Consider the following 22973-nt stretch of genomic DNA (forward strand, 5'->3'; position numbering starts at 1 on the left):
ATTTCGCGAGATCGCCCAGTGCGCACCTTGGTTGAGCAGTCGGAGGGTGCCCAGCTTCTGGTCACTGGTTCGCACGGACGCGGGGGCTTCAGGGGAATGCTGCTTGGCTCCACTTCGCGCGCGCTGTTGCAGTCCGCACCCTGCCCGATGATGGTTGTTCGTCCGGTCGAGTAAGAGAAACTGCGATAGACATCCCTTTTCCGCCCTAGCAGCTTGCTAGGGCGGATTTTTTCGTTAGGCTGCAACCGCGCCACCAGTGCATAAGGCGATCGTTATTGAATGTTGCTATTTCGTTATCGAATTTTCCCGAATTCATAGGCACACTGGAATATGTAAGGAAAACCCGCGAGGTTTTTGGCTTTCACCGGCCGGGCCGAACGGAACTATAGCGAAAAGGAAATTAACTATGTGGAGTTTGATTGTTTGGCTGATTATTGGTGGACTTGCAGGCTGGGTCGCCTCCATGATTATGGGCCGCAACGCTCAGATGGGCATTGTCGCTAATATCGTCGTCGGTATCGTCGGTGCACTTATCGGTGGCTTCATCATGCGCGGCTTTGGCTTTAGCTCGCAGGGCGGCTGGTTCTGGACCTTCTTGGTGGCATTGCTGGGCGCGGTGATCCTCCTGTGGATCATTAACCTGTTCACTAAGAACAGCGCGAAGAAGTAAAACTATCACTCAAGAGGATCGCCCCGAGGAACTGAGGTTCTTCGGGGCGATTTTCATTTCTAACCTTTGGTGAATTCTAGGGGTCGTTGCAACGACGACGGTTAATTTGATGTGATACTCCCGGTTTGTCTTAAAGCGTCTGCCATGACCTCGGCAGGGGTACGCCAGTGCAGCGCTTTACGTGGTTTGTGGTTGTGGATATTAGCGATCATTTCAAGGTCTTCAGCGCTATAGACCGACAGATCACTACTTTTTGGAAGGTTACGCCGGAGTCGACCATTAGTGTTTTCGTTACTTCCACGTTCCCATGGTGAGCCAGGGTAGCAGAAATAGATCGGCATATTCGTCGCCATCGTAAACGCTTTATGGCCTGCCATTTCACTACCCTGGTCCCAGGTAATCGATGACCAGATAGCCTGATCGATCCCAGCGGAGCTGACCCCCATAAACGTATCTTCCGGCACCAGCGTGTTGATGGAGATGTAGTCAATCCTCCCGTCGGTCTCACCGAGGGACACGTACCGCTCGACTTCTCCGATGGAGACACATCCGTTAGCGCTTTTTATCACTTGGTCACCTATGTTGCGGACGCTTTGTTCCAATGCGGGATAATCGCTGAACTGTGCCCCGAATTTGAAAGGCTCGGGCGGGGTGATCTCAAATTTCATGAAGCTGCCCTACGTGTTAGTTGCCTGTGCTGCCAATCTGCCAGTAGGTCTCTTAGTGATGAAGCCCTTTTCGAGAGCATAATCAATAGTTTCCTCTAGAGCCTGATTGTACCGCCCCCCGGATTCAGAGCCAGTCAAAAAGTCATATTCAATCTGAAATACTTCATCGATCTTCCCCTCCCGGAGAAGCTGACCTTGCATCGCGCGGTACTCGTCGGCCCCTTTAAGGTTACGAAAGCTCCAAGTTTTAGCGTGGTCTTGCGGCAACATTTGAATTGAAGGTGCGTTGTTTGGATTTAATCCAATCTTGTCTGCGGCGTCTCTATTTTTTCGAATTTCCGATGCGGCAAGGAGATGATGCCTTTCATAATCGAAACGATTGTCGTGACTATGGGTGCCAAGATTCCCATAATGGCCACCGCGGAAGGGTTTTTCCGGTATAGAGGGAATTCTGCAGGTCGTGCCACGGGCGGCCGTTTGGAGGGAAAGATCCGCTGCCCCTCGTATTTGCAAAGCAGGGCGGAAGGTAGCCGCAGGTTAGTATGAAGCAGGTCTGAATGCTGGGCACGCCGGTAGGTTGCGGATTTCGTCGAGTTGGCGGCCTTTGAGGGCTTTTCGGGAGTGCAGCGCGTCGACGTTTTCGTCTGATTTGGAGATGAGCCGGCGCACGATGGGGGCTGCTTTGGCGATTTTTCCTGCTGGAATCACTCCGACCAATGTCCAGAGGCACCCGGAGATTTGTCCCTTGAAGCAGTTGACCAGGTCGGTGATTCCGACAAGGTCGAGGAGAAGGCTGAGGGCTGCCGGCCCGATGCGTTCTTTGAGGATGTCGAGAAGCGGGGCTGGTTTTTCCAGGTCGGCCCCGTCTACTGCCTGCGCATCCAGACCGGCTTGAAGCTCGGCTTGCTCGGCGAGTTCTTTTTCCACCGCGATGCGGAATGCGTCGTCTGCTGCTTGGGCGGCAAGTGCCGCGTCTTGTCCTGCGGCTGCGGCGGAGGCGCGGGCGGATATGGCGGAGTCGGCTGCCGCGTTGGCGGAGGCGCGGGCGTCGATCGCGTAGCTGGTGGCCTGGTCGGCGTTCGCGGTTGCTTCGGCGGCGTCGGCTTCCGCGGAGGCGGCGGCTTGATGTGCTCTTGCCTGCTGTTGCTTGGCGAAGTCGAGTGACTGTTGGGCGGAGGCGGCGAATTCCTGGGGTCGGCCCCCAAGTTCAGTGCATGACGGTAATGACACCCCACCGTGCGGGCAGCTGATCGCACACTACGACCATCACCTACCAACACGGTCAACCTGGCGCGATCAGATACAGATAACGAATGGAATGGGCTACAATGTTCAGCCATTGCCACACCCTCCTTAAAGGGGAAAGTGTTGCAACGACCCTCTGAACTTAAGTTTCTAGTCCTATAGCCTAGGTAGACTGAGACACCATGAATGCAGCATCGTATCGTCACCAGCTCAGAATTGCCGAAGTATGTCGCAGCTCAGGAGATATTACGGGCTGTGAACAAGCGCTCCTCGCATTTCTTGACGGCACCATACCGGTGGCGGATTCTTTTTACCTAGCGGAGCAAGAGGATGTGTACACCGATGTTGCGCGGGCTTTGCGGGACCTGATGGTGCTACTGCGAGAGAAAAACGACTACCGTGCGGCTACCACTGTCGCTTTTCGGGCAGTCGAATTCTTCGGGGGGCAGGGCTCGCGTATTTCCGCTGTAACCCCGCGTGCGCGGGCGGACATGTTTTCCGTGGCCGCTCAGTCCTTGCCGGACCACACGCTGCGGAGCCAATTTTTTGCAATGGCTGCCGACGATTATCTCCAGATCGGAGAGATTACTCAGGCCGCCTCTGCATTGATCGGACAATCGCAAGCTCTGGCCCAGGGGCGAAACTTCAGTCAAGCGCATGATGTAGCGTTGGCAGCCCGCGACGTGGCACTTACCGCAGATAGCCTGGTAGCGGAAACATGGGCGGTCCGCCAACTCTCAGAGCTGTTCTTGATCGGGGGTGACCTGCAGGCTTCCGTCGGCGTGATCGCGAATTTTCTAGACTCCTCACGGTCACCATTGGCGCCACGCGATGTGTTGCAGGCTCGCGCTCAATTAACCGAAGTATTAATGCGACGCTACATGAGCACCGGAAATGAAGAAGCAGCCCTTGCGGCACGAAATGATGCTGCAGGGCTGTATCGTTCAATCGGCGCACCAGACGAGGCGGCCCGGTTGGAGGGCTACCACTAAGTCGCTACTCGGCACCGTGTCGGCAATTAATCGAGTGGGACGCCACGGGCGTCAGTGCGGAACTGGCCTGAGGCCACCAGGATTGAAATGAAATCTACAATCACCCAGATACCCAGGATGATGTAGAGGAAAGCACCAACCAGAAGCAACAGGGTGACGAAAGAGACCAAATTCAGAACCAGCTGCGCGATGCCGCGGTTGGTGTAGCCCAAGTAAAAGTTGTGGATACCGAGCGTGCCGAAGAAAAAGGCCAGCAAAGCAGCTACGACCTTGGACTTTGGGGCAGCAGGCATGCCGTTGTGGTCATAAGCACCGTAGGCCTGGCCCTGGTGCTGCGGGGCAGGCATGTTGCTGTACTGTTGCGGGGCAGCGAAGTTCTGGTACTGCGGCTGGTTAGCCTGCCATTGGTTGGAAGAATTCTGCTGCGGGTTCGGGTTGCTGAACGGGTTGTAGTTGTAGTCGTTGTTTGGGCCTTGAGGCGTAGTCATTGCTCTCCTTCTGAGTTTCCGCTTCATTTAACCATTGTTTGTCACTATTCGCGAGTGTTTGCAGAAATTGATTGCCCCCATTGGAATGAACGTACCGGTTTGTCTATATTGTTGGGTGAGGTCTAGTTGGAGAAAGGACACCCCTCATGAGCAAGCCTGCATCGAAGCGCCGCAACCGCCCGAGCCCGCGGCAGCGCCTCCTCGAATCTGCCACGCGTCTTTTCTCCACGGAGGGGATCCGCGTCATCGGCATCGACCGCATCCTGCGCGAGGCAGACGTGGCCAAGGCATCGCTTTACTCCCTGTTCGGCTCCAAGGACAACCTGGTCATTGCGTATATCCAGAACTTGGATCGTGAAGCGCGCGAGAAGTGGAGTGAGCGCACCGCGGACATGAAAGACACTGATGAGAAGATCCTCTCCTTTTTCGATATCGCTATCGAGGAGGCGCCGGATCGGGATTTTCGTGGCTCGCACTTCCTGAACGCGGCTACCGAGTACCCCCGGCCAGAGACGGAGTCAGAGGAGGGGATCGTGCAGGCCTGTCTGGAGCACCGTCGCTGGATGCGCCAGACCATGACAGATCTACTGACTAAGAAGAATGGATACCCGTCAGGCACCCAGGCAGACCAGCTGCTCATCTTCCTCGACGGTGGCCTGTCCGGAGCGCGTTTCGTGCGTTCCACCACGCCCATCGAAACCGGCCGCGACCTGGCCAAGCAGATGCTCAGCGCCCCGCCTGCTGATTACTCGATCTGATCGGCCTCACTGGCTGCTTTCTTTTCGGCCTGGGCTTTCCTGCGCGCTTCGAGGCGGGCCCGGGAGCGCTGTTTTTCTAACGCTTTACGACGATCCTTCTCGTCCTTCTTAGCTTGGCGCTCAGCCTGTTTTTCGTCGGCAAGCTCACGCCTTACCTGCCCGATCGTGCTGGGGCGAGCAAGCGCGCGGACTTTCCGGGAGCGGCGGTCGCGCTTCTTCTGCTTCTTCTCGGCCAGTTCGGCCTTGGTGTCATCGCGGACGGCGGCGTTGAATTCGCGGTGGGTGTCATCGAGTGGGTAGCGGCGGACCAGCGCGATCCAGAAAATGACGGTTTGGGCGGTGGTCCACAGGTTATTGCCCACCCAGTACATCAACAGGGCAACCGGCAGCGCACCGCTGAAGCCGAGCAGAATAATGAAAAATGGCATGATAAACGCGGTCCACACCATGAACTTCATCAGACCGCGCGATGCCTTCGAGTCCCATTCAAGGGTGGAGTAACCGCGGGCCACACTAATTGCCATGTTGGAAGTGGTGAAGATGGCGGCAAGGATGACTAGCGGGATGATCACTCCGCGCACCTGCTCAGTAGTGGTGCCTAGGGCGGCAAGATCCGCTTCTGCCATGGTGAAGTAGGCGGGCAGCGGGGCGCCGAAGAAATCGGCGGCGCGGAAAGAGGCAATGTCTTCGGCGTTGAGCAGCCCGATGCTATCGGAATGCTCCAGCTGCGGCCGGGAGAGCCAGAGCAGCAGCCGGTACAGGCCCAGGATCGCCGGGATCTGGATCAGGGGTGGGACACAGCCGGCGGCGGGGTGGTAGCCGTACTTTTGATGCAGCTCTTTGGTTTCGTCCTGTTGCGCTTGGAGTTCTTCCGCCGTCGTTGCTTCCGCGTATTTGCGCGCAATCTTCGCTTTGGCGGGGCGCATCAGCTGGCCCATGCGGCCGGATTTGTACAGCGTCCACGTAAACGGTGCGATCAGGCTGCGGATGGTGATGACCAGGAGGATGATGGAGACCACCCATGCCGTGGAATTGTCCAAGGAAAAGACATCAGCCATGATCCAATGCCAGAACTTCATCACGGCGGAGATGGGGAAGACGAATACCTCAAGCATGGGGTGTGAGCTCCTCCTTGGGGGCGGCTAGGGTAGTGGGCCCGCGCGGTGTCGGGCACGTGGGTTAATGTTAAGCCATGAGCTCCACCCGCAACGACGCACGCCCCCAGCGTCCGACGATCAGCCAGGTCACCGGGGAACTGCTGGTGACTTTTGGCGTAGTCCTCCTTCTCTTTGCCTTCTATGAAGCTTTTTGGACGAACGTGGAGGCCGGGAAACTGCAGGATGAGGCGGCCAGCGACTTGAACGACAAATGGGACCGTACAAATCCGCGCGTCCACCACCGGCCGGACCTGGGCGAGGCGTTCGCGCAGATGTATATCCCGACTTTTGGCTCTGACTATGCCTTCGCCATCATCGAGGGGACGAACGAGGACTCACTGTTGGCCGGGCCGGGCCACTATGAGGAGACGCAGATGCCTGCGGAACCCGGCAATTTTGCGGTGGCCGGGCACCGCGTGGGCAAGGGCGCTCCTTTTAATGATCTTGGCCAGCTGGAATCCTGCGATGCCATCGTGGTGGAGACGGCCACGCAGTGGGTCACCTACAGGGTGTTGCCCATGGGCACAGACCCCGCCGCGCGCGAAGGGGAGGCAGCCGCTTGCCTATCGCCTGACCAGGCCCAGCGTGTGGCCGGCGGCGACTATTCCCATGTCATGGGCCGCCACATCACGTTGCCTGGCGATGTCTCGGTGCTGGAGCCACTGCCCGGGGCAAGCGACGCTGAGAACCCGGAGCCCGTGATCACGTTGACCACCTGCCATCCCCAGTTCTCGAACGCGGAGCGCATGATTGTGCACGCGATGCAGACTGAGGTGCAGGACAAGTCTGCGGGCACTCCTGCAGCATTCGAGGAGGTGGCCTAGATGTACCAGGCCTTCTGGCGCGCCCTTCCTGGCCCCTGGCCGGTGAAGCTGATCATCACCCTGATTCTCCTGGCGGCGGTGTTCTGTCTGCTCATGGATGTCGTGTTCCCCTGGGTCTCGGCCCAGATGCCCTACACCGATGTAGCGGTCTAGCGCCCTAGAGCCCCAGGTTGTTGATGACCTCTTGGGCGACAGTTTCCGCCTTGACGGACTGTTCCTGGTTGGTGGTCACCACCACGGCGGTGGAATCCTTGGATACCGCAAACAGCGCGCCCTCCTGGCCAGGCACCACGCCCTGACCTGCGCGCCCACCCATCCAGTCTCCCGGCAGCTCCGCCGGGTTTGTGATGTCCACCGGCGCGAAGTGATCCACCACGGCGGTGGCCTGCTCCGGGCTAGGCATGTGACGCACCAGCACCGTCAGCTGCGGCTGCTCGGGGTAGGACCAGTACACGCACGCCGGGGGATCGAAACGCGGATCCAGCGCCACGCCCGTGATCTTCTGCCCGTTGGTTTGGGCGACCCATTCGTCGTCAAGATAGGGGCAGCTGTCCCAGCTGGTGCGGTCCCCGGCCGGCTGCACAGTTGTGTCCGGCGGCAGAACGTCCTCCTGGGGTGCGCTCGGGGCCGGGGCAGCCTCTTCGCTTGTCGACGATTCCGGCGCGGCAGGGGCATCGTCGTTAAGCGAGGAACAGGCGGTCAACGTGCCAAAACTCATGCCCACGATGAGGAGCTTGCGGGGCAGGCTGGGTAGGCTCACAGTCATGAGCACTACTCTAGTTACCCTGGAACGCTCGGCGGTGACCATGTCGAACCGGAAGGCGCTGGATACGGGGATTCACGCACTCACGGTCTCGTTGCTGCTGGTGGCGGTGCTGGCGGCGGTGAGTTATCCGCTGGACCGGGCGGCCATTCACCTTGTGATGACGTTCGTGTTCGGCTTCCTCTACTTCTACGGTTCGTACTACCGACAATCCTGGCCGGAGTGGGCGCAAATTTTGTTGCTGTTCGGGATGACGGGGGTGTGGATCATTGAACTTTTCGTCTCCCCAGTGGCCATGTACTGGGTGTTTATCCTGTTTTTCCTGTATCTGCAGGTAATGGATGACTGGCGTGGCATCGCTGCGGTGGTGTTTTCGCTAGCTGTGTCGATCGTGGTCCAGATCCCCCACGGGATCACTCTGGGAGGGGTAATGGGCCCGGCGGTCTCCGCAGGCGTGGTGCTTGCCATCCACTATTCTTTCCGCACCATCACCCGGATCAGTGCGGAACGCGAGGCGCTTATCGACGAGCTGGTGGCCACGCGTGAACAGCTGGCAGATACTGAGCGTGCTGCCGGTGTTGCGCAGGAGCGGCAGCGGCTGGCGCATGAGATCCATGACACGGTGGCCCAGGGGTTGTCGAGTATTCAGATGTTGCTGCACGCCGCTGAGCGCGACCTGAAGACGACCGGCCTGGCGGAGGAGGAGCTGGAGGCGCCGCTGCTCAAGATGGAAACGGCGCGCAAATCTGCGGCTGATAATCTGGCCGAGACCCGGGCGATGATCGCGGCACTTACTCCCGCGAGCCTGGATTCACACTCGCTGATTCAGGCGCTGCAGCGCGTGGCAGAGAGCTTCAGCACCACCGGCAATATCGATATCTCCGTGGAAACTGACGGGGAGGAAAGGATGTTGCCCATGCGCGTGGAGGCAGGCCTGTTGCGTATCGCGCAGGGGGCGACGGGCAACGTGGTCAAGCACGCCGAGGCGAGCAAGGCCCGCATCACGTTGACGTTCGGGGTGCAGGAGGTGCGCCTTGACGTGGTGGATAATGGCAAGGGCTTTGACCCGGATGAGGTGCAGGGCCAGCCGGCGGGGCTGGGGCACGTGGGCCTGGCAGCCATGCGCCGTCGCGCAGAGGAATTGGGCGGTGAGTTAGTGGTGGAGTCTACCCCGGGTGGGCCCACTGCGCTCTCCGTGGCCCTGCCGATATCAACAATTGACGTCGAACCAGGTAGGATCAACCGAAAGATGGAGGAAGATTTATGATCCGTGTTTTGCTTGCCGACGACCACGAAATCGTTCGGCTCGGTCTTCGTGCGGTGCTCGAAGAAGCTGATGACATCATGGTTGTCGGCGAAGTTGCCACTGCTGATGGCGCCATCGCCACCGCCCAGGCCGGTGGCATTGATGTGATCCTGATGGACCTGCGTTTCGGCGCCGGCGTGGAAGGCACCCGTGTCACCACGGGTGCTGAGGCCACCGCCGAAATCCGCGCCACCATGGACAATCCGCCAAAGGTGTTGGTGGTGACAAACTATGACACCGACGCCGATATTTTGGGCGCGATCGAGGCGGGCGCCGTCGGCTACCTGCTGAAGGATGCGCCGCCAGAGCAGCTGCAGGCTGCGGTGCGTTCTGCGGCGCGTGGCGATCAGGCGATGAGCCCGATTGTGCAGGAGCGACTAGAGATGCGCGATAAGGCACCGCGCTCCTCGTTGACCCCGCGTGAGCTTGAGGTATTGCAGCTGGTGGCTGGTGGAGCGTCGAACCGCGAGATCGGCCAAGAGCTCATGCTGTCTGAGGCCACCGTGAAGTCCCACTTGGTCCATATCTATGACAAGTTGGGTGTGCGCTCACGGACCTCCGCCGTTGCGTCTGCCCGCGAGCAGGGCGTGCTATAAACGCCCTGCCTTCGCGGCAGCGGTGTTTTAGTTCCTGATCTTGGACTGGATCTGCGCCTGAACGCTCTCCAGGTCGCTGGAAATCGCGGCATGGGAGCGGCGGCGCTGCTCCGGAACCATGTACTCGGCGTTCTCTAGAGCCTTATCCAAGTCGTCGAGACGGTCGTTGACGTCCTGCTTGAAGCCAGAGCCCAGCGACGCGGTGGTGTCCACCGTGTTGCGCACGCCCTCCAGGCGCGCCTTGAGCTCCGCGCCGTGGCCGGCGTACTGTGCCAGCTGATCGGAGGTAATGCCCACCTGGTTTGCCTTCTTCTCCAGGTCGCGCTCGCGCAGCGCCGTGATGCCACGGTAGATCAGTGGCAGCACCACCGGGATGGCCACACGCAGTGCGCCCACGTAGCGGTTGGCGGTCTTGCGGTTGAACTTACCCTCGCGGATCTTGTCCAACTCCTGCTGCGCGCGCTTCTGCTCGTGCTTGCGCTTGTTCTTCAGCGCCTTCTTCTCCTCCTTCATCAGACGTTTTTCCGCCTTGTCTAGCAGCTTGTCGCGCTTGTACTGCAGCTTGGCCTCCTCCTTGGCCTCGTGCTTTGCGCGCTTCTTGGCGGCAGCGATCTCGGCCTTGGTCTTGGCGCGGGATTTCCGGATGGTCTCGAACAAGCCCATGTAGTTGCTCCTTGAAACGGTTGAGAACTTTCGCTAAGTTTTTCTGATTCAACCTTACCCGCCAATTGCGATTAGGCTTAGTGCCCGACGTGACACAGCACAAGAATGAACCTCCGCACCACGCCCTCGGCACCCCTGAGTCCCAGGCCGTGCGAGCTTCTGACCTCGTCGGATGCCGGTACCGGCTGCGCCAGAGGCTGGAGCATCCGGAAGTCGGGCCCACGGATTCGGGTATCGCGCGTGCCGAACGCCTGCAGGCGGCCCGCGATGTCGTGTATGCCGCCCTTCCGACCGCGCCCGCATTGGGCGATGGCCGCCGGCGCCGCTTCCAGCGCGTCGACATCCCTGCGGATCTTCCCGCCGATCCCGCCGACGTCGAGGATCAGACCCGCCAGGCTCTCCGCACCCGCGCCCACTTGATCACTAACGCGCGGCTGTCTGGGCGTATCGACGACCACCCTGTTACCGTCCACATCGATGTTCTGGTGCGGACGCCCGCCAATACGTACCGGCCAGTGATGGTGTCCAACCATAGAGTGGCGCGCCCCGCAGAGAAGACCACGATGCAGGCGGTCAGCACCGCGCGACTGGGGTTGGGGTCGCTGATCACGGTGAACGCTAAGCAGCGACACCACACCGTGGACGGGTACCGCGTGGCCCTAGCCGCCCTGCTGCTCGACCAGCTGGGTCTTGCGGATCCCCTCGCCGGAGTGATCGGCCAAGACCGCAGCCTGGCATATTTTGCCCCAGTCGTTCCTTATGCAGAAGCCGTGCGCGAAGCCCTTGCTCAACCTACGCCGCAGGAACCCGTGCGACTGAAACAATGCGCCTCCTGCCGGTTCTGGGAGTTGTGTGAGCCTGAGTTGGTGGCGGCCGATGAGATCTCCCTGGTCTTCCCCGGCGAGCGCGCCCGAGTCTTCCGCGATCGCGGTATCCACACGATTGAAGGGGCCATCGAAGCAAACCTGGGCGAGCCCTCTGCGGTGGCCCGCGCATGGCGCGACGGCATCCCGGTACTGTCCCGCCATGACCGGCCCGAGGTGCCACGCGCAGACGTGGAGATTGACATTGATATGGAGGCTTACCTTGACCAAGGCGCCTACCTGTGGGGAGCTTTCGACGGCAGCACGTACCGCTGTTTTGTTACCTGGGAGGACGTGGGCGGCTCGGCAGAAGCTCACAATTTCACTCAATTCTGGCAGTGGCTGATGGGTGTTCGTCGTCAAGCACACGCGGAGGGCAAGACGTTCCGCGCCTACTGCTACGCGGCCGGCGGCGAAAATCATTGGCTGCGGGCGTCTGCGCGCCGCTTCGCCGAGGTGGACGTGGGCGAGGTCAACGCGTTTATCGCTTCCGAGGAGTGGGTCGACGTGTTCGCGCATGTGCGCCGTCACCTCGTCGGTGTGGACGGGCTGGGGCTGAAGGTTGTGGCACCCCTTGCCGGTTATGACTGGGAAGACGATGTCGACGGCGAGGCATCCATCGCTTTAAGGCGATTGGCCCGCCACGGCGACGCTGAGGCACAGGCGATGCTGCTGCGCTATAACGAGGACGATTGCCGCGCCACCCGCGCCGTCCGCGAATTTCTGGACGCCGGCGCGCCGGGCGTGCCGCGGGTGTAACTTAGCGCTGGTTTTAGCGCTTGGCCCGCGCCGCCGTCACCGCGAGGACAGCGAGCAGTACGACGAGGATCGCAGCGAGCGTGCCCACGAATTCTGGCCAGCTCGCGCGTTCAAACACCCAGCCGGTGGCTGCGCCCACCAGCGATGAGCCCGCGTAATAGGAGAAGGTGTACATGCTGGAGGCCTCGGCACGATTAGTCGTTGCTGTGGCTCCCACCCATCCCGATGCTGTGGAGTGCATCGCGAAGAAGCTGGCAGTGAACACGAAGAGGCCGGCGATGGCCACCCACAAGCTGTTCGAGATGCACGCCAGCGCACCGCACAACATCAAGGCGGCGCTGGCGAGGATCACCGCCGAGCGCCCATAGCGGTTGATCAGGTTGCCGGCCTGCGCGCTGGAAACCGTGCCGGACAAATACATGACGAACACCAGCCCTACCAGTGAAGGGGCCAGCCCGAAGTGGTCCACCATGCGGAAGCCGAAGAAGTTATATAGCGACACGAAGGTACCCATGCCCAAAAACGCGGTGAGGAACAGGGTGACCAGGAGAGGGTTGCGTAGGTGGCCGACCATCGCGCGCAGCTCGCCCAACAGGCTGATGCTTTTCGGGGTGAAGTTGCGCTGCCGGGGCAAAAGCAGCGCCATGATGATGGCGAAGACCAGCGCGACGATGCCGGTGCCCATCAACGCCCAGCGCCAGGTGGTGAACTCGAGCAGTCCGGCGGGGATCAGGCGGCCGGTCAGCCCGCCAACTGTGTTGCCGGCGATATAGAGGCCCATCGCGCCGGGCAGGTCGTCGGCGTGGATCTCTTCGCTCAGCCACGCCATGGCGACTGCCGGGGTGCCGGCCACCAAGGCGCCTTGGAGTGCGCGCAGCGCGATCAGTTGGCTGGCGTCCTGAGCAAGCGGCAGCACGAGGCCAAGCGCGGTGGCTGCGAGCGCGGAAATGATCAGGACTCGCCCGCGGCCGAATCTTTCGGAGAGGATGGAGGCCGGTACCACGCAGATGGCAAGTGCTCCCGTGGCGGCGGAGATGGTCCAGGCGGCCTCGGTGGGGGTGATGCCCATGTCGTCGACAAGCGTGGGCAGCAGGGCCTGGGTGGCGTAGAGCGTGTTGAAGATGGCCAGGCCCACGGCGAGCATCGCCAGTGTTGCTCGTCTGTAGGCCGTGGTTCCTTTGCGCATGAGCACTATTGTGGTCCGGCAGGAACGATTCGTACAATGCCGATCTTGGTCATTTGTGATTCACTTTTAGCATGAAGCCAGAAGACATCGAGGGGTTCCTTGCCGTCGCGCGGACCGGGCACCTCAGCGCGGCGGCAGACGCGCTGGGGATCCCGCAGCCCACCCTGACCCGCCGCGTTCGCCGCGTAGAGGACTTTGCGGGCGCCGCTCTTTTTGATCGTTCACACGGGATGGCCCTCAACGGGCGCGGCCGGGCCTTCTTCGGCTACGCGGAACAGGCGCTAGGGCAGCTGCGCAGCGGCCGCATGCAGGTCGCCCGCCTCATGGACCCAGAGCGCGGCACCGTCCGGCTGGACTTCATGCATTCCCTAGGCACGTGGATGGTGCCGGACCTCCTCCGCGAGTATCGCGCCGACCATCCGGACGTGGAGTTCATCTTGCATCAGGGCCCCGCGAATGAGTTGGTCGCGCGTGTGCTTAACGACGACACCGACGTGGCTCTCGTCGGCCCGCAGCCTATCGATGACGGACTGTGCTGGCAGCAGCTCACCCGTCAGCGGTTGGCGGTGGCCTTTCCTGCCGGCACGGTTGAGGAGGGGCCGGTCTACCTAAGCGAGGTCGCCGATATGCCGTGGGTGGGAATGCTGCCCGGCTACGGCACCCGCACGCTGCTTGATGGTTTGGCGGGTGAGGCCGGATTCGTTCCGCGCCTGGTGTTTGAGTCCATGGAACTAACCACCGTTGCGGGGCTGGTCTCTGCGGGTCTGGGGGTTGCGCTGTTGCCGATGGATGACCCATACCTGGCGGTCTCTGGTGTCACGTTGCGTGAGATTAGCCCGCCTGCATTTCGTGATCTGGGCGTGGTGTGGCGTGAAGGTGCCTCGCCTGCGCCGCCGGTGGATCAGTTCCGAGAATTCGTCCTGAGCTGCAACGATGGGTGATCCACGATTTAAGGCACAAAAATGTTTCAAAAATCCTTGACTTAGGGTTACCTAACTTCGTATACTCGTTTTCAGCGCTGATTTTCGAATCGCGTGATCCAGATGGGTAGGGCCCAGGCACCTCCAGAGGCCGGGCTATTGGTAGGGAAATCGCCGTCTGATGCACCTTGACGTGGTAGCGGGGTACATCGGGCGGCGATTTCTTTAGCCTGAAACTTAAAAAGGGCTGGGGACGGGAAGACCCCCAAACCCGAAAGGGTTCAGGGGTTGATCCTAAAGGGAAGAAGGTTTACTTCTTTGCCTCTGCGTAACGCTCTGCAACGTCGTCCCAGTTGAAGACGTTCCAGACAGCCTTTACGTAGTCAGCCTTGACGTTCTTGTACTGCAGGTAGAACGCGTGCTCCCACATGTCCAGCATCAGCAGTGGGGTGAAGTTAACAGAGATATTGCCCTGCTGGTCGGTCAGCTGCTCAATGATCAGGCGGCCAGCAATGTGGTCGTAGCCCAGAACAGCCCAGCCGGAGCCCTGCAGGCCAGTAGCTGCTGCGGAGAAGTGAGCCTTGAACTTCTCGAAGGAGCTGAAGTCCTTGTTGATAGCCTCTGCAAGCTCACCGGTTGGCTCGCCGCCACCGTTTGGAGAGAGGTTCTTCCAGAAAATGGTGTGGTTGGTGTGGCCACCCAGGTTGAACGCGAGGTTCTTGGACAGTGCGCGGATCTTGTCAGCGTTTGCCTCACCGTTGCGCTCTTCCTCGAGTGCCTCGAGTGCAGCGTTAGCGCCAGCAACGTAGGTTGCGTGGTGCTTGGAGTGGTGCAGCTCCATGATCTCTGCGGAAATGTGTGGCTCAAGTGCGTCATATGCGTAATCGAGCTCTGGTAGTTCGTAAACAGCCATTCTAAAAATCCTTTCGTAGAATTGTTCGTCCTCGTTAGCACAAGTAGGAACTTGGCTAGAAATAAGGTCGTGACACCCATGATAGGCAAGTTTGAAAATTTCGCCACCATTTTTTGGTAATACCTAAATTCGGGGCTGTGAGCTGGAACAAAAGCCGACTAACAGGCGTTGAATACAGTATGTTCGATATCTTCCGTCCTACTCCCGAACTCGTCGCACCCGAGCGCACCCTCCCAGGCCGTGAGCGGCCGGTTCTGCCACAGCCGAAGCCACACGCTGTGTTGGGAACCCCCATCACCGGCCCGTGGCGCGAAGGCCAAAGGAGGCTGATCATTGGCATCGGCTGCTTCTGGGGCGTGGAAAGAATGTATTGGCAGACAGAAGGCGTGGAAGGTACGTCGGCGGGCTACGCCGGCGGCCAGACCCCGAACCCCACGTACCGCGAAGTCTGTTCTGGCATGACCAACCACACTGAAGTCGTCGAAGTCGTCTACGATCCCGAACGCGTGAGCCTCAAGGAGCTGGTGCGCATGGCGATGGAGGCGCACGACCCCACCCAGGGCTACCGTCAGGGCAATGACGTGGGCACCCAGTACCGCTCCGCCTTCTACACGGATACAGAAGAGGAAGCAGAGCAGATCCGCGAGTGGATCAGCCAGTACCAGAGCGCGCTTAACGACGAAGGCTTCGGCGCCATCACCACTGAGGTCGAGGCCCGCGTGCCGTATTACTTGGCAGAAGATGAGCACCAGCAGTACCTGCACAAGGTGCCCAATGGCTACTGCCCGCACCACTCCACCGGTGTTGCCTGCACGATCTAGGCCAGCGGCTGGTAACCACGCGTTTACCTGCATGAACTTTGGCTAACCAGCGCTGCGGAATCTGCCCCGGCGGGCCACAATGCAGCTGTGCGTTGGTTGCAGCGAAAGAAGATCTCGCGTCGCCACCTCCTGCGGGGCATCACCGGCACAAGTGTCGTGGCGGGCGCGGCCGTTGCGCTACCCATTTCAGAGCGGAAGTCCCAACTAGTCGGGCGGGCGTCGGCAAGCCCTCCCGCCCCGCACTACACCTTCATGCATGGGGTGGCCTCGGGCGACCCGCTGCCCACCAGCGTAATTCTCTGGACGCGCGTAACGCCTGAGCCGGGCGCGTACCCAGGCTCGAACCTTGGACCTGCGACGGAGGTGGCGTGGGAGGTCGCCACCGATCCAGACTTTCACACGATCGTCCGCGCGGGATCACTGATGACCAGCGTGACCGCGGACCACACCGTTCACGTGGACCCCTTCGGCCTGGAGCCGGCGACCACCTACTTTTATCGTTTTCACGCGCTGGGCGAGACCTCTCCCGTCGGCACCACGCGCACCGCTCCCGCCGCGGACGCAACGCCTGAGCAACTGAGCTTGGCCGTGTGTAGCTGCGCGAATATGGAGTCCGGCTATTTTCAGGCCTACCAGGACATCGCGGACAACGCCGCCCACTTCGACGCCGTGGTGCACATGGGCGATTACCTCTACGAGTTCGCCTCAGGCGAGTACACCGGCAAGCATGGCATCACCCGCCCGCACGAGCCCCGCAACGCACTGGTCACCCTGTCTGATTACCGCCAGCGCTACGGCGCTTATCGACGAGACCCCTCCCTCCAAGCAGCGCACGCCGCACTGCCGTGGGTGGTGACATGGGATGACCACGAGATCGCCGATAACGCCTGGTCAGGCGGCGCCTCCAACCACGGTGAAGGCCAAGGCGACTGGGCTGCCCGCCGCGCCGCCGCAATGCAGGCCTATCTGGAATGGCTGCCGGTGCGAGGAGGAGCCCCAAGCGAAGGCGGCCACATCTACCGCACGCTGTCCTTTGGCCAGCTGGCTGATCTGCACATGCTGGACCTGCGTTCCTACCGTTCCGCGCCGGGCGTGTTCCACCCGGCCCAGCGCGGGGACACGGAACGCACCATCATGGGGGCTGAGCAGTTTCAGTGGCTGCGGCAGCGGCTGGAGTCCTCGACCGCACGGTGGGATGTGATCGGTACCAGCGTGATGATGGCCCCGCTCAACCTCAACCCGCTGGACATCGGGATCGCCGGGGTGGTCGCTGACATGGTGGGGATGGATGCGGCCGGAACCCCCGTCAATCTTGACCAGTGGGATGGCTACGAAGCGGACCGCCTGAAACTCCTGTCCGCGTTGGAAGGGCACACCCTTTTTCTCACCGGCGATATCCACTCGGAGTGGGCTAACGAAATTCACCACGCCGGCCGCACCGTGGCTGCAGAGCTGGTGTGTTCGTCGATAAGCGCTGCGAACGTAGACGACGTTCTGGGGCTACCGCAGGGATCGCCGGTGTCGCGCGCGGCCGAACGCGTTGTGTGTGGGCATAATCCGCACGTCAAGCATGTAAATTTGGATGTGCATGGCTATGCGTCGGTGCGCATCGACGAGCACTCTTGCCAAATGACGTGGTGGCGGGTGGAGGATGTGGAAAGGTCAGGGGCCGCCGTCCACCAGGGGCCTACGCTTTCTTACGACGGAGCATCTCTGGGATAGGTACTGTCTCATTGCGCACGCGGTGCATGTCGCGGCGGATCCAGCGCCCCATCCGGCGGAACTGGGTAGCGCTGATCTCCACGTCGAGGACCGCGCACCAGTACGCGATCACCTCGTCGCGGTACACATGCCCGTGTCCGGGCTGGAAATGCAGCGAATTCACCTGGTCAAGACCCACCTGCCACCCGGTGATGAAGGGCACCCAGCGCAACCCCTCGAACACGTCGAGCTCCTGGGCATCCGGGGCGGGCACACCACGCGAACCGGGCTCACGCAGCCAATCCGGCTGGCGCCACAGCAGTTCCCAGTCCCACCACACCACTGGGTCGGAGGCGTGCTGGGCAAACACCACGCGCGGGAACTCCCACTGATTCGCGTACTCATGGCCAGAGAAGTCGTGCTCGAGGTGGCTCGGGGTGGCGGTGAAACGGATGTGCTTTCCGCCATCGATGACGGGAAGCCGCTCGATCGACTCGGGGTCGCGCCGTCTCGTCAGCTCCGCGTGCATCTGGGTAAAGCCGGGGGCACCGGTGAAGACGGCCCCGTCGACAGCGCTGAGCAGCTCCACGTCGTCGGCGAAAGAATCCGCGATGCCATAGGCTCCCAAGGACTCACCGGCGACGTAGAAGGTTGGGCGCTGGGCCTCGTCGATAAGCGACAGGCGCTCCCTGAGTGCCGAAATGAGCACGCGTGACGACGACACCGGCGTGGTTCTATCCGCGATATAGGAGACGGCCGATGGCATGAAGGAATACTGCATGGAGACGACGGCGCAGTCGCCACGGTGGAGAAATTCGAAAGGGCTGGTGACGAAGTCATTGAGCCAACCAGTGCCGGCTGAGGTCATCATCACGATCGCGGAGCGTTCAAAAGCGCCGGTCCGGTCCATTTCGGCAAGGAGGAGTTCGACCTGCTGTTCGGGGCTGCGGCCGTCGCCAAGCCCGATATAGATGCGGATCGGTTCACGGGCCTGACCACCCATCACCATGGTGATATCGCGGGCGCGCGGTCCTCCGGAGACTGCGGCGCGGCCCTGGCGACCCAGATTGGCCCAGCGTTCCAAAGACGCGCGGGAACCGGAACGCTCAATCTCTGTGGGGCGGGACGAGCCGGGCATGACCTGAAGGTTAAGCTCCTGGGCGCGTTTATAAGCGCGCGAGAGCCAGCGACGCAGGAACAGTTTGTCCACCATGTAGTAGCTGGTGAGTGCCACAGCAATGAGTGCCATGGGCCAGCTGACCACCGGGGGCAGGAAGCGGCGGAGTTGGTGGTCGGTGCGGTCGATGGAATCTTGAATGGCCTCGCCGACGAGCAGGAGTGCGCCGTAGCCGATCGTGCCGGCGATGATCCCGGCGATAGAGCTTCGCACCGTGAGCGGTTGCGTCGAACGCGCGAGGCGGACCTGCGTGCGATGGCGCTGCGGGGCGCGCAGGGCGACGATCACCGTGGTCACGCCCATGCCGACGTGCAGTACGGCGTTCATGTGTTTCAAGGATTTCAGGGTGGGGCCACGCCCGATGAGGCGGCGTACGCGGCGTGACAGGAAGCGGAACCCGGTTGCCACCGCGTGGCCAAAGCCCTGGCTGATGGCCACGTTGGCAGCGGTGACCCACCACTTGCGCGGTAAGAGGGAGGGGGAGATGGCCCACCATGTAGCGGCCTCTGCGCCCAGCAGGCCGGACCCCATATTCTCAGGGAGACGCCGGGTGCCTCGCATGCGAAACCCCGGGGTGAGGTCAATGTAGATTTCTAGGCCGAATTGCGCGGCTTTCACCGCGCCAAGTGCGATTCGTGCTGCCACCCGCGAGGTCATGCTCATGGTAGCCATTGTGGCAGAACTTTCTGCGGAGCGCCTCGCGCATAAGCACACATTCAAAAGCCCGGTTTTGCCCAACTGTGTCCGAACAGACATTCTTTCGCGCTGCCCGAGAATGAGAATTGGTCCATAATGGAAGGTGTAAGGCATTAATCGGATCAATCCGGCTATAGGCCGGAGAAAGTCGAAACCTCATATGAAGCAGATTGTTGGCAACAAGGTAGTTTTGATCGGCGCAGGCGACGTGGGCGTCGCTTACGCATATGCACTGGTAAACCAGGGTACTGTGGACCACTTGGCCATCATCGACATCGATGAGAAGAAAACCGAAGGCAACGTGATGGACCTCAACCACGGCGTGGTGTGGGCCCCATCCGCAACCAAAGTCACCGCCGGCACCTACGCAGACTGCGCGGATGCATCCCTAGTGGTCATCTGTGCCGGCCGCGGCCAGCGCCCAGGAGAGACCCGCCTTGAGCTGGTCGAGGGCAACCTGAAGATCATGAAGAGCATCGTGGATGAGGTGCTGGCCAATGATTTCGGCGGTATCTTCCTGGTGGCGTCCAACCCTGTGGACATCCTCACCTACGGCGTGTGGAAGTACTCCGGTTTCCCTTCGGACCGTGTGATTGGTTCGGGCACCATTCTGGACTCTGCCCGCTACCGTTTCATGCTGGGTGAGATGAAGGATGTCTCCCCGATGTCGGTGCACGCCTACATCATCGGCGAGCACGGCGATACCGAGCTCCCTGTGGTCTCCACCGCAACCGTGGGCGGTATCCAGCTGCGCCGCCAGGTGGAAGAAGAGCCCGGCTACGCGGAGAAGATTGAGAAGATTTTCGAAGAGACCCGCGACGCCGCCTACACGATTATCGATGCGAAGGGATCCACCTCCTATGGCATCGGCATGGGGCTGGCACGCATCACCCGCGCCATCGTGCAGAACCAGGGCGTGGCCCTGCCGGTCTCCGTGTTGCTGGATGGCGAATATGGCGAAGAGGACATTTACATCGGCACCACTGCCATCATCGATGGCAATGGTGTGCGCCGCGTGGTGGAGCTGGACCTGAACGACCACGAGCGCGAGCTGTTCAAGCACTCAGTGGACACTCTGCGTGAGATCAAGGACGCCAACTTCTAATGTTCCCTGGCAACCTTGCATACCCTGCGAGGTTGCTGTTTGCAGTGCACAATAGGTGGTGATCTTTCATCTCAAAGGAGCGCCACCTTCATGCAAAATTTCGTCAATGAACTGATCCCGCAGCTTGATCATGTGATCGAAGACCTGCACCTTGAAGCCGAGGAGCAACAGGGGGCCATCGGCCGCGTTGCGGAGACCCACAAGCACGGTGCGACGAACTTGGTGCATTACACCAAGCTGCGTGGCCACGACGTGCGAAAGCTACAGGCAGAACTGTCGTCTTTAGGCGCAACACGCTTAACGACGACGGAGCCTGCCGTGATGGCGCGCCTCTACGCCGCGCATAACGTGTTGGACTCGTACTCCGGCAATGAGTTGACGTATCCCGCCGAGGCGATGGCTGACGCTTTTGCGCGTGCCGACGACATCTTGGAGGAACATACAGAGAGGCTTTTAGGCCCCACGAATGAGAGCTCGCACTCGCGCATCATGGTCACTTTGCCCGCGGAAGCGGCCGATGACCCTGACATGGTGCGCGAATTCGCCGAGGCCGGCATGGAGCTCGCCCGCATCAACTGCGCGCATGACGATGCTGAAGCGTGGCGCAAGATGATCGATAATGTCCACGCCGCCGCGGAAGCTGTGGGACGAGAGATCCGCGTCTCCATGGACCTGGCCGGACCGAAGGTGCGCACCGGCGAAATCGAGCCAGGCCCTGCTGTGATCCGCGCGCGTGTGACACGCGATGACGCCGGCCAGGTGGCCACCCCGGCCCACATTTTCCTCTCCGCACACGGCTCCCCGATCCCACCGGCACCAGAGGTAGAGGGCCGCCCCGGCGTGAGCCTGCAGGTAGAGCCTGGATGGTTGAGCGACCTAGAAATCGGTTCCGTGATCACGTTCCGGGACTCACGCAACTCCAAGCGACGCTTCACCGTGCGCGAGATCCGTGAGGACGGCTTGGTTATCGCCCGCGGCAACAAGAACGCGTACATCGCCTCCACCACATTGATGCAGCACAACTGGGAACGCACCCGCGTGTGGGGCGTGCCACCCGTGGAGCAGAAGATCCGCCTTTACCCAGGCGATACCCTGGTGCTGACCACGTCGCAGGAACCCGCGGTTGTGCGGGAAGGGGAGCCCACCACCATTGGGTGCACCGCGCCCGAGGCGGTGGAGGCTCTTGATGTGGGCCACGAAGTCCTCTTTGATGATGGTGCAATTGCGGCAGAGGTCGTCGGCAAGCGAACTAGCGGAGCGCACACCGAGGCTGTACTGCGCATCACGAGGGCCAAGGAAAATGGCACGAACCTGCGCGCCTACAAGGGGATCAACCTCCCGGACACGGACATTCCGCTACCGAGTCTGACCGAGGAGGATATCGCGGCGTTCAGGTTCGTGGCGCATTATGCGGAGATCGCTGCGGTGTCGTTCATTCGCACGCCGGAGGATGTGCAGAACGCGCTGGACATCTTGGAAGGTTTCGCTAAGGAGGCGGAAGAGGCGAACGACGAGGCGCTGGCTGAGCGGATCCGCAACCTGGGCATCGTGCTGAAGATTGAGACGATTCCCGCCTATGAGCAGCTGGCCAGCGTGCTGCTGGAAGGGATGCGTCACCCGAACCTGGGCATCATGATCGCGCGCGGCGATCTGGCCGTGGAGTTGGGTTTTGAGCGTATGGTGGAGGTCCCGCGCCTGATTGCCTCGATGGCGGAGGCGGCACACGTGCCGGTGATCATGGCCACCCAGATCCTGGAGAACCTGGCGAAGGACGGGTTGCCGTCGCGCGCCGAGATGACCGACGTGATGTACGCCCTGCGCTCTGAGTGCGTCATGCTGAACAAGGGGCCACATATTACGGAGGCGATCCGGATTCTGGAGCGCGCTTCGCACAAGCTGGGCCATTCGCAGCGCAAGAACCGCCAGCTGCTGCGCCGTATTTCTAGTTGGGAGAATGCACTTTAATGAAAATCGTTGCTCACCGAGGCTATTCGGGCAAGTATCCCGAGCTCACCTTCCGCGCTTTTGAGGAGGCTTTGAAACTGCCGATCGACGGTATCGAGTGTGACGTCCGCCTGACGCGCGACGGCAAGGTCGTCGTCCAGCACGATAAGACGATCGATCGCACCTCCGACGGCACTGGGCTTGTCGCGAAGATGGATTTCGCGGAGTTGCGCAAGGTGAATATCGGTACGCCGGAGGACCCGCAGCAGATCATGCTTCTCGACGAGCTCCTCGAACTCCTGCAGGACTATCCCGACAAGGAGCTGTATCTGGAGACGAAGCACCCCACCCGTTTCGGCAGTGAGATCGAGGAGCAGGTGGCACTGCGTCTGCGCTATGCCGGGCTGCACGAGGATCCGCGTGTCTCCCTGATTTCTTTCGCACGCGCGGCCATTCGCCGGTTTGCTGCTTTGCTGCCCGCGCTGGACAGCTACTACCTAATCGATCCGCGCGACCGCATTTTCAGCTCCACTCGTCGATTGTTCTGTGCTCCAGTCGGTGTGGGGCCGTCAGTCGGCCAGGCCAAGAGTGAGCAGGACGTGGTGGGGCTGGGCGGGTTGCCCACCTATATTTGGACAGTCGATGAGCCCGAAGACATGGTGTGGTGCCGTGATGCGGGCGTGAATGTTCTGGCCACGAATCTGCCGGAGTTAGCTTTGGAGACGTTGCGCTAGGAGCGCCGTTGATGCGTGCTGTAG

General features: G+C 60.9%; 23 protein-coding genes and 1 pseudogene. 15 read left to right on the forward strand and 9 right to left on the reverse strand.

Going from position 1 to position 22973, the window contains the following annotated elements; all coding sequences use genetic code 11:
• Nucleotides 1-174: universal stress protein (locus ACHFGA_RS08365; protein ID WP_394281967.1), on the forward strand; the 174-nt coding region annotated here is incomplete at its 5' end.
• A gap of 232 nt (nt 175-406) precedes the next feature.
• On the forward strand, nt 407-670 hold the full coding sequence (locus ACHFGA_RS08370) for a GlsB/YeaQ/YmgE family stress response membrane protein (protein ID WP_394281941.1): 264 nt from the start codon (nt 407-409) through the stop codon (nt 668-670).
• 101 nt (nt 671-771) lie between these two features.
• On the opposite strand, the pseudogene ACHFGA_RS08375 reads toward ACHFGA_RS08370, so the two are convergent.
• Both ACHFGA_RS08375 and ACHFGA_RS08380 read right to left on the reverse strand, forming a co-directional pair.
• A pseudogene (locus tag ACHFGA_RS08375) lies at nt 772-1074 on the reverse strand (IS30 family transposase); the annotation flags it as partial.
• 801 nt (nt 1075-1875) lie between these two features.
• Entirely contained in the window at nt 1876-2568 is a 693-nt protein-coding gene (locus ACHFGA_RS08380; RefSeq protein WP_394281942.1) for a hypothetical protein, read from the reverse strand.
• A gap of 197 nt (nt 2569-2765) precedes the next feature.
• Between ACHFGA_RS08380 and ACHFGA_RS08385 the strand changes: the two genes are divergently transcribed.
• Nucleotides 2766-3575, forward strand: a complete 810-nt coding sequence (locus ACHFGA_RS08385) for a hypothetical protein (protein WP_018582382.1) — start codon at nt 2766-2768, stop codon at nt 3573-3575.
• 26 nt (nt 3576-3601) lie between these two features.
• Here ACHFGA_RS08385 and ACHFGA_RS08390 read toward each other — a convergent pair whose 3' ends face one another.
• Complete coding sequence (locus tag ACHFGA_RS08390) at nt 3602-4063, reverse strand: TM2 domain-containing protein (RefSeq protein ID WP_018582381.1); 462 nt, start codon at nt 4061-4063, stop codon at nt 3602-3604.
• Between the two features lie 146 nt (nt 4064-4209).
• Between ACHFGA_RS08390 and ACHFGA_RS08395 the strand changes: the two genes are divergently transcribed.
• Complete coding sequence (locus ACHFGA_RS08395) at nt 4210-4821, forward strand: TetR/AcrR family transcriptional regulator (RefSeq protein WP_018582380.1); 612 nt, start codon at nt 4210-4212, stop codon at nt 4819-4821.
• Here the strand turns inward: ACHFGA_RS08395 and yidC are convergent.
• Nucleotides 4809-5936 (reverse strand): membrane protein insertase YidC, encoded by a 1128-nt coding sequence (gene yidC, locus ACHFGA_RS08400; RefSeq protein WP_394281943.1) that lies wholly within the window; start codon nt 5934-5936, stop codon nt 4809-4811. The genes ACHFGA_RS08395 and yidC overlap by 13 nt on opposite strands.
• Nucleotides 5937-6013: 77 nt before the next feature.
• Between yidC and ACHFGA_RS08405 the strand changes: the two genes are divergently transcribed.
• Both ACHFGA_RS08405 and ACHFGA_RS08410 read left to right on the forward strand, forming a co-directional pair.
• Complete coding sequence (locus tag ACHFGA_RS08405; protein WP_394281944.1) at nt 6014-6802, forward strand: class E sortase; 789 nt, start codon at nt 6014-6016, stop codon at nt 6800-6802.
• Nucleotides 6803-6955 (forward strand): hypothetical protein, encoded by a 153-nt coding sequence (locus ACHFGA_RS08410; protein ID WP_394281945.1) that lies wholly within the window; start codon nt 6803-6805, stop codon nt 6953-6955.
• Between the two features lie 4 nt (nt 6956-6959).
• Here the strand turns inward: ACHFGA_RS08410 and ACHFGA_RS08415 are convergent, their stop codons facing one another.
• Nucleotides 6960-7520, reverse strand: a complete 561-nt coding sequence (locus ACHFGA_RS08415; RefSeq protein WP_394281968.1) for a DUF2020 domain-containing protein — start codon at nt 7518-7520, stop codon at nt 6960-6962.
• A 46-nt stretch (nt 7521-7566) separates the two neighbouring features.
• Here ACHFGA_RS08415 and ACHFGA_RS08420 point away from each other — a divergent pair, with 46 nt between their 5' ends.
• Both ACHFGA_RS08420 and ACHFGA_RS08425 read left to right on the forward strand, forming a co-directional pair.
• Entirely contained in the window at nt 7567-8832 is a 1266-nt protein-coding gene (locus ACHFGA_RS08420) for a sensor histidine kinase (RefSeq protein WP_394281946.1), read from the forward strand.
• Entirely contained in the window at nt 8829-9467 is a 639-nt protein-coding gene (locus ACHFGA_RS08425; protein WP_394281947.1) for a LuxR C-terminal-related transcriptional regulator, read from the forward strand. The genes ACHFGA_RS08420 and ACHFGA_RS08425 overlap by 4 nt, the downstream gene beginning before the upstream one ends.
• Before the next feature lie 27 nt (nt 9468-9494).
• Here the strand turns inward: ACHFGA_RS08425 and ACHFGA_RS08430 are convergent, their stop codons facing one another.
• Nucleotides 9495-10130, reverse strand: a complete 636-nt coding sequence (locus ACHFGA_RS08430) for a DUF6474 family protein (RefSeq protein ID WP_394281948.1) — start codon at nt 10128-10130, stop codon at nt 9495-9497.
• 89 nt (nt 10131-10219) lie between these two features.
• Here ACHFGA_RS08430 and ACHFGA_RS08435 point away from each other — a divergent pair, with 89 nt between their 5' ends.
• Nucleotides 10220-11752, forward strand: coding sequence for a TM0106 family RecB-like putative nuclease (locus ACHFGA_RS08435; RefSeq protein WP_394281949.1), 1533 nt, complete (start codon nt 10220-10222; stop codon nt 11750-11752).
• A 13-nt stretch (nt 11753-11765) separates the two neighbouring features.
• On the opposite strand, the gene ACHFGA_RS08440 is transcribed toward ACHFGA_RS08435, so the two are convergent.
• Nucleotides 11766-12938 (reverse strand): MFS transporter, encoded by a 1173-nt coding sequence (locus tag ACHFGA_RS08440; RefSeq protein WP_394281950.1) that lies wholly within the window; start codon nt 12936-12938, stop codon nt 11766-11768.
• A gap of 71 nt (nt 12939-13009) precedes the next feature.
• Between ACHFGA_RS08440 and ACHFGA_RS08445 the strand changes: the two genes are divergently transcribed.
• A complete protein-coding gene (locus ACHFGA_RS08445) occupies nt 13010-13879 on the forward strand; it encodes a LysR family transcriptional regulator (RefSeq protein ID WP_018582370.1) in 870 nt (289 codons plus the stop codon).
• Nucleotides 13880-14168: 289 nt separating this feature from the next.
• On the opposite strand, the gene ACHFGA_RS08450 is transcribed toward ACHFGA_RS08445, so the two are convergent.
• Entirely contained in the window at nt 14169-14771 is a 603-nt protein-coding gene (locus ACHFGA_RS08450; RefSeq protein ID WP_018582369.1) for a superoxide dismutase, read from the reverse strand.
• A 179-nt stretch (nt 14772-14950) separates the two neighbouring features.
• Between ACHFGA_RS08450 and msrA the strand changes: the two genes are divergently transcribed.
• Together msrA and ACHFGA_RS08460 are read left to right on the forward strand one after the other, a co-directional pair.
• Nucleotides 14951-15592 carry a peptide-methionine (S)-S-oxide reductase MsrA gene (msrA, locus tag ACHFGA_RS08455; RefSeq protein WP_018582368.1) on the forward strand — a complete coding sequence of 214 codons (642 nt, stop codon included), beginning with the start codon at nt 14951-14953 and terminating at the stop codon, nt 15590-15592.
• Nucleotides 15593-15679: 87 nt separating this feature from the next.
• Nucleotides 15680-17314 carry an alkaline phosphatase D family protein gene (locus ACHFGA_RS08460; protein ID WP_394281951.1) on the forward strand — a complete coding sequence of 545 codons (1635 nt, stop codon included), beginning with the start codon at nt 15680-15682 and terminating at the stop codon, nt 17312-17314.
• Here the strand turns inward: ACHFGA_RS08460 and ACHFGA_RS08465 are convergent.
• On the reverse strand, nt 17280-19133 hold the full coding sequence (locus ACHFGA_RS08465; RefSeq protein ID WP_394281952.1) for an alpha/beta-hydrolase family protein: 1854 nt from the start codon (nt 19131-19133) through the stop codon (nt 17280-17282). The genes ACHFGA_RS08460 and ACHFGA_RS08465 overlap by 35 nt on opposite strands.
• A gap of 193 nt (nt 19134-19326) precedes the next feature.
• Between ACHFGA_RS08465 and ACHFGA_RS08470 the strand changes: the two genes are divergently transcribed.
• From ACHFGA_RS08470 to ACHFGA_RS08480, 3 genes are read left to right on the forward strand one after another with little or no spacing between them, the layout of a single operon-like run.
• Complete coding sequence (locus tag ACHFGA_RS08470; RefSeq protein ID WP_394281953.1) at nt 19327-20271, forward strand: L-lactate dehydrogenase; 945 nt, start codon at nt 19327-19329, stop codon at nt 20269-20271.
• 51 nt (nt 20272-20322) lie between these two features.
• On the forward strand, nt 20323-22236 hold the full coding sequence (locus tag ACHFGA_RS08475) for a pyruvate kinase (protein WP_394281969.1): 1914 nt from the start codon (nt 20323-20325) through the stop codon (nt 22234-22236).
• Nucleotides 22236-22949, forward strand: a complete 714-nt coding sequence (locus ACHFGA_RS08480; RefSeq protein ID WP_394281954.1) for a glycerophosphodiester phosphodiesterase family protein — start codon at nt 22236-22238, stop codon at nt 22947-22949. The genes ACHFGA_RS08475 and ACHFGA_RS08480 overlap by 1 nt, the downstream gene beginning before the upstream one ends.
• The last annotated feature ends 24 nt before the right edge of the window (nt 22950-22973 follow it).

The sequence above is a fragment of the Corynebacterium sp. genome (assembly GCF_043426755.1).
In the GTDB taxonomy this organism is placed as follows: Bacteria; Actinomycetota; Actinomycetes; order Mycobacteriales; family Mycobacteriaceae; genus Corynebacterium.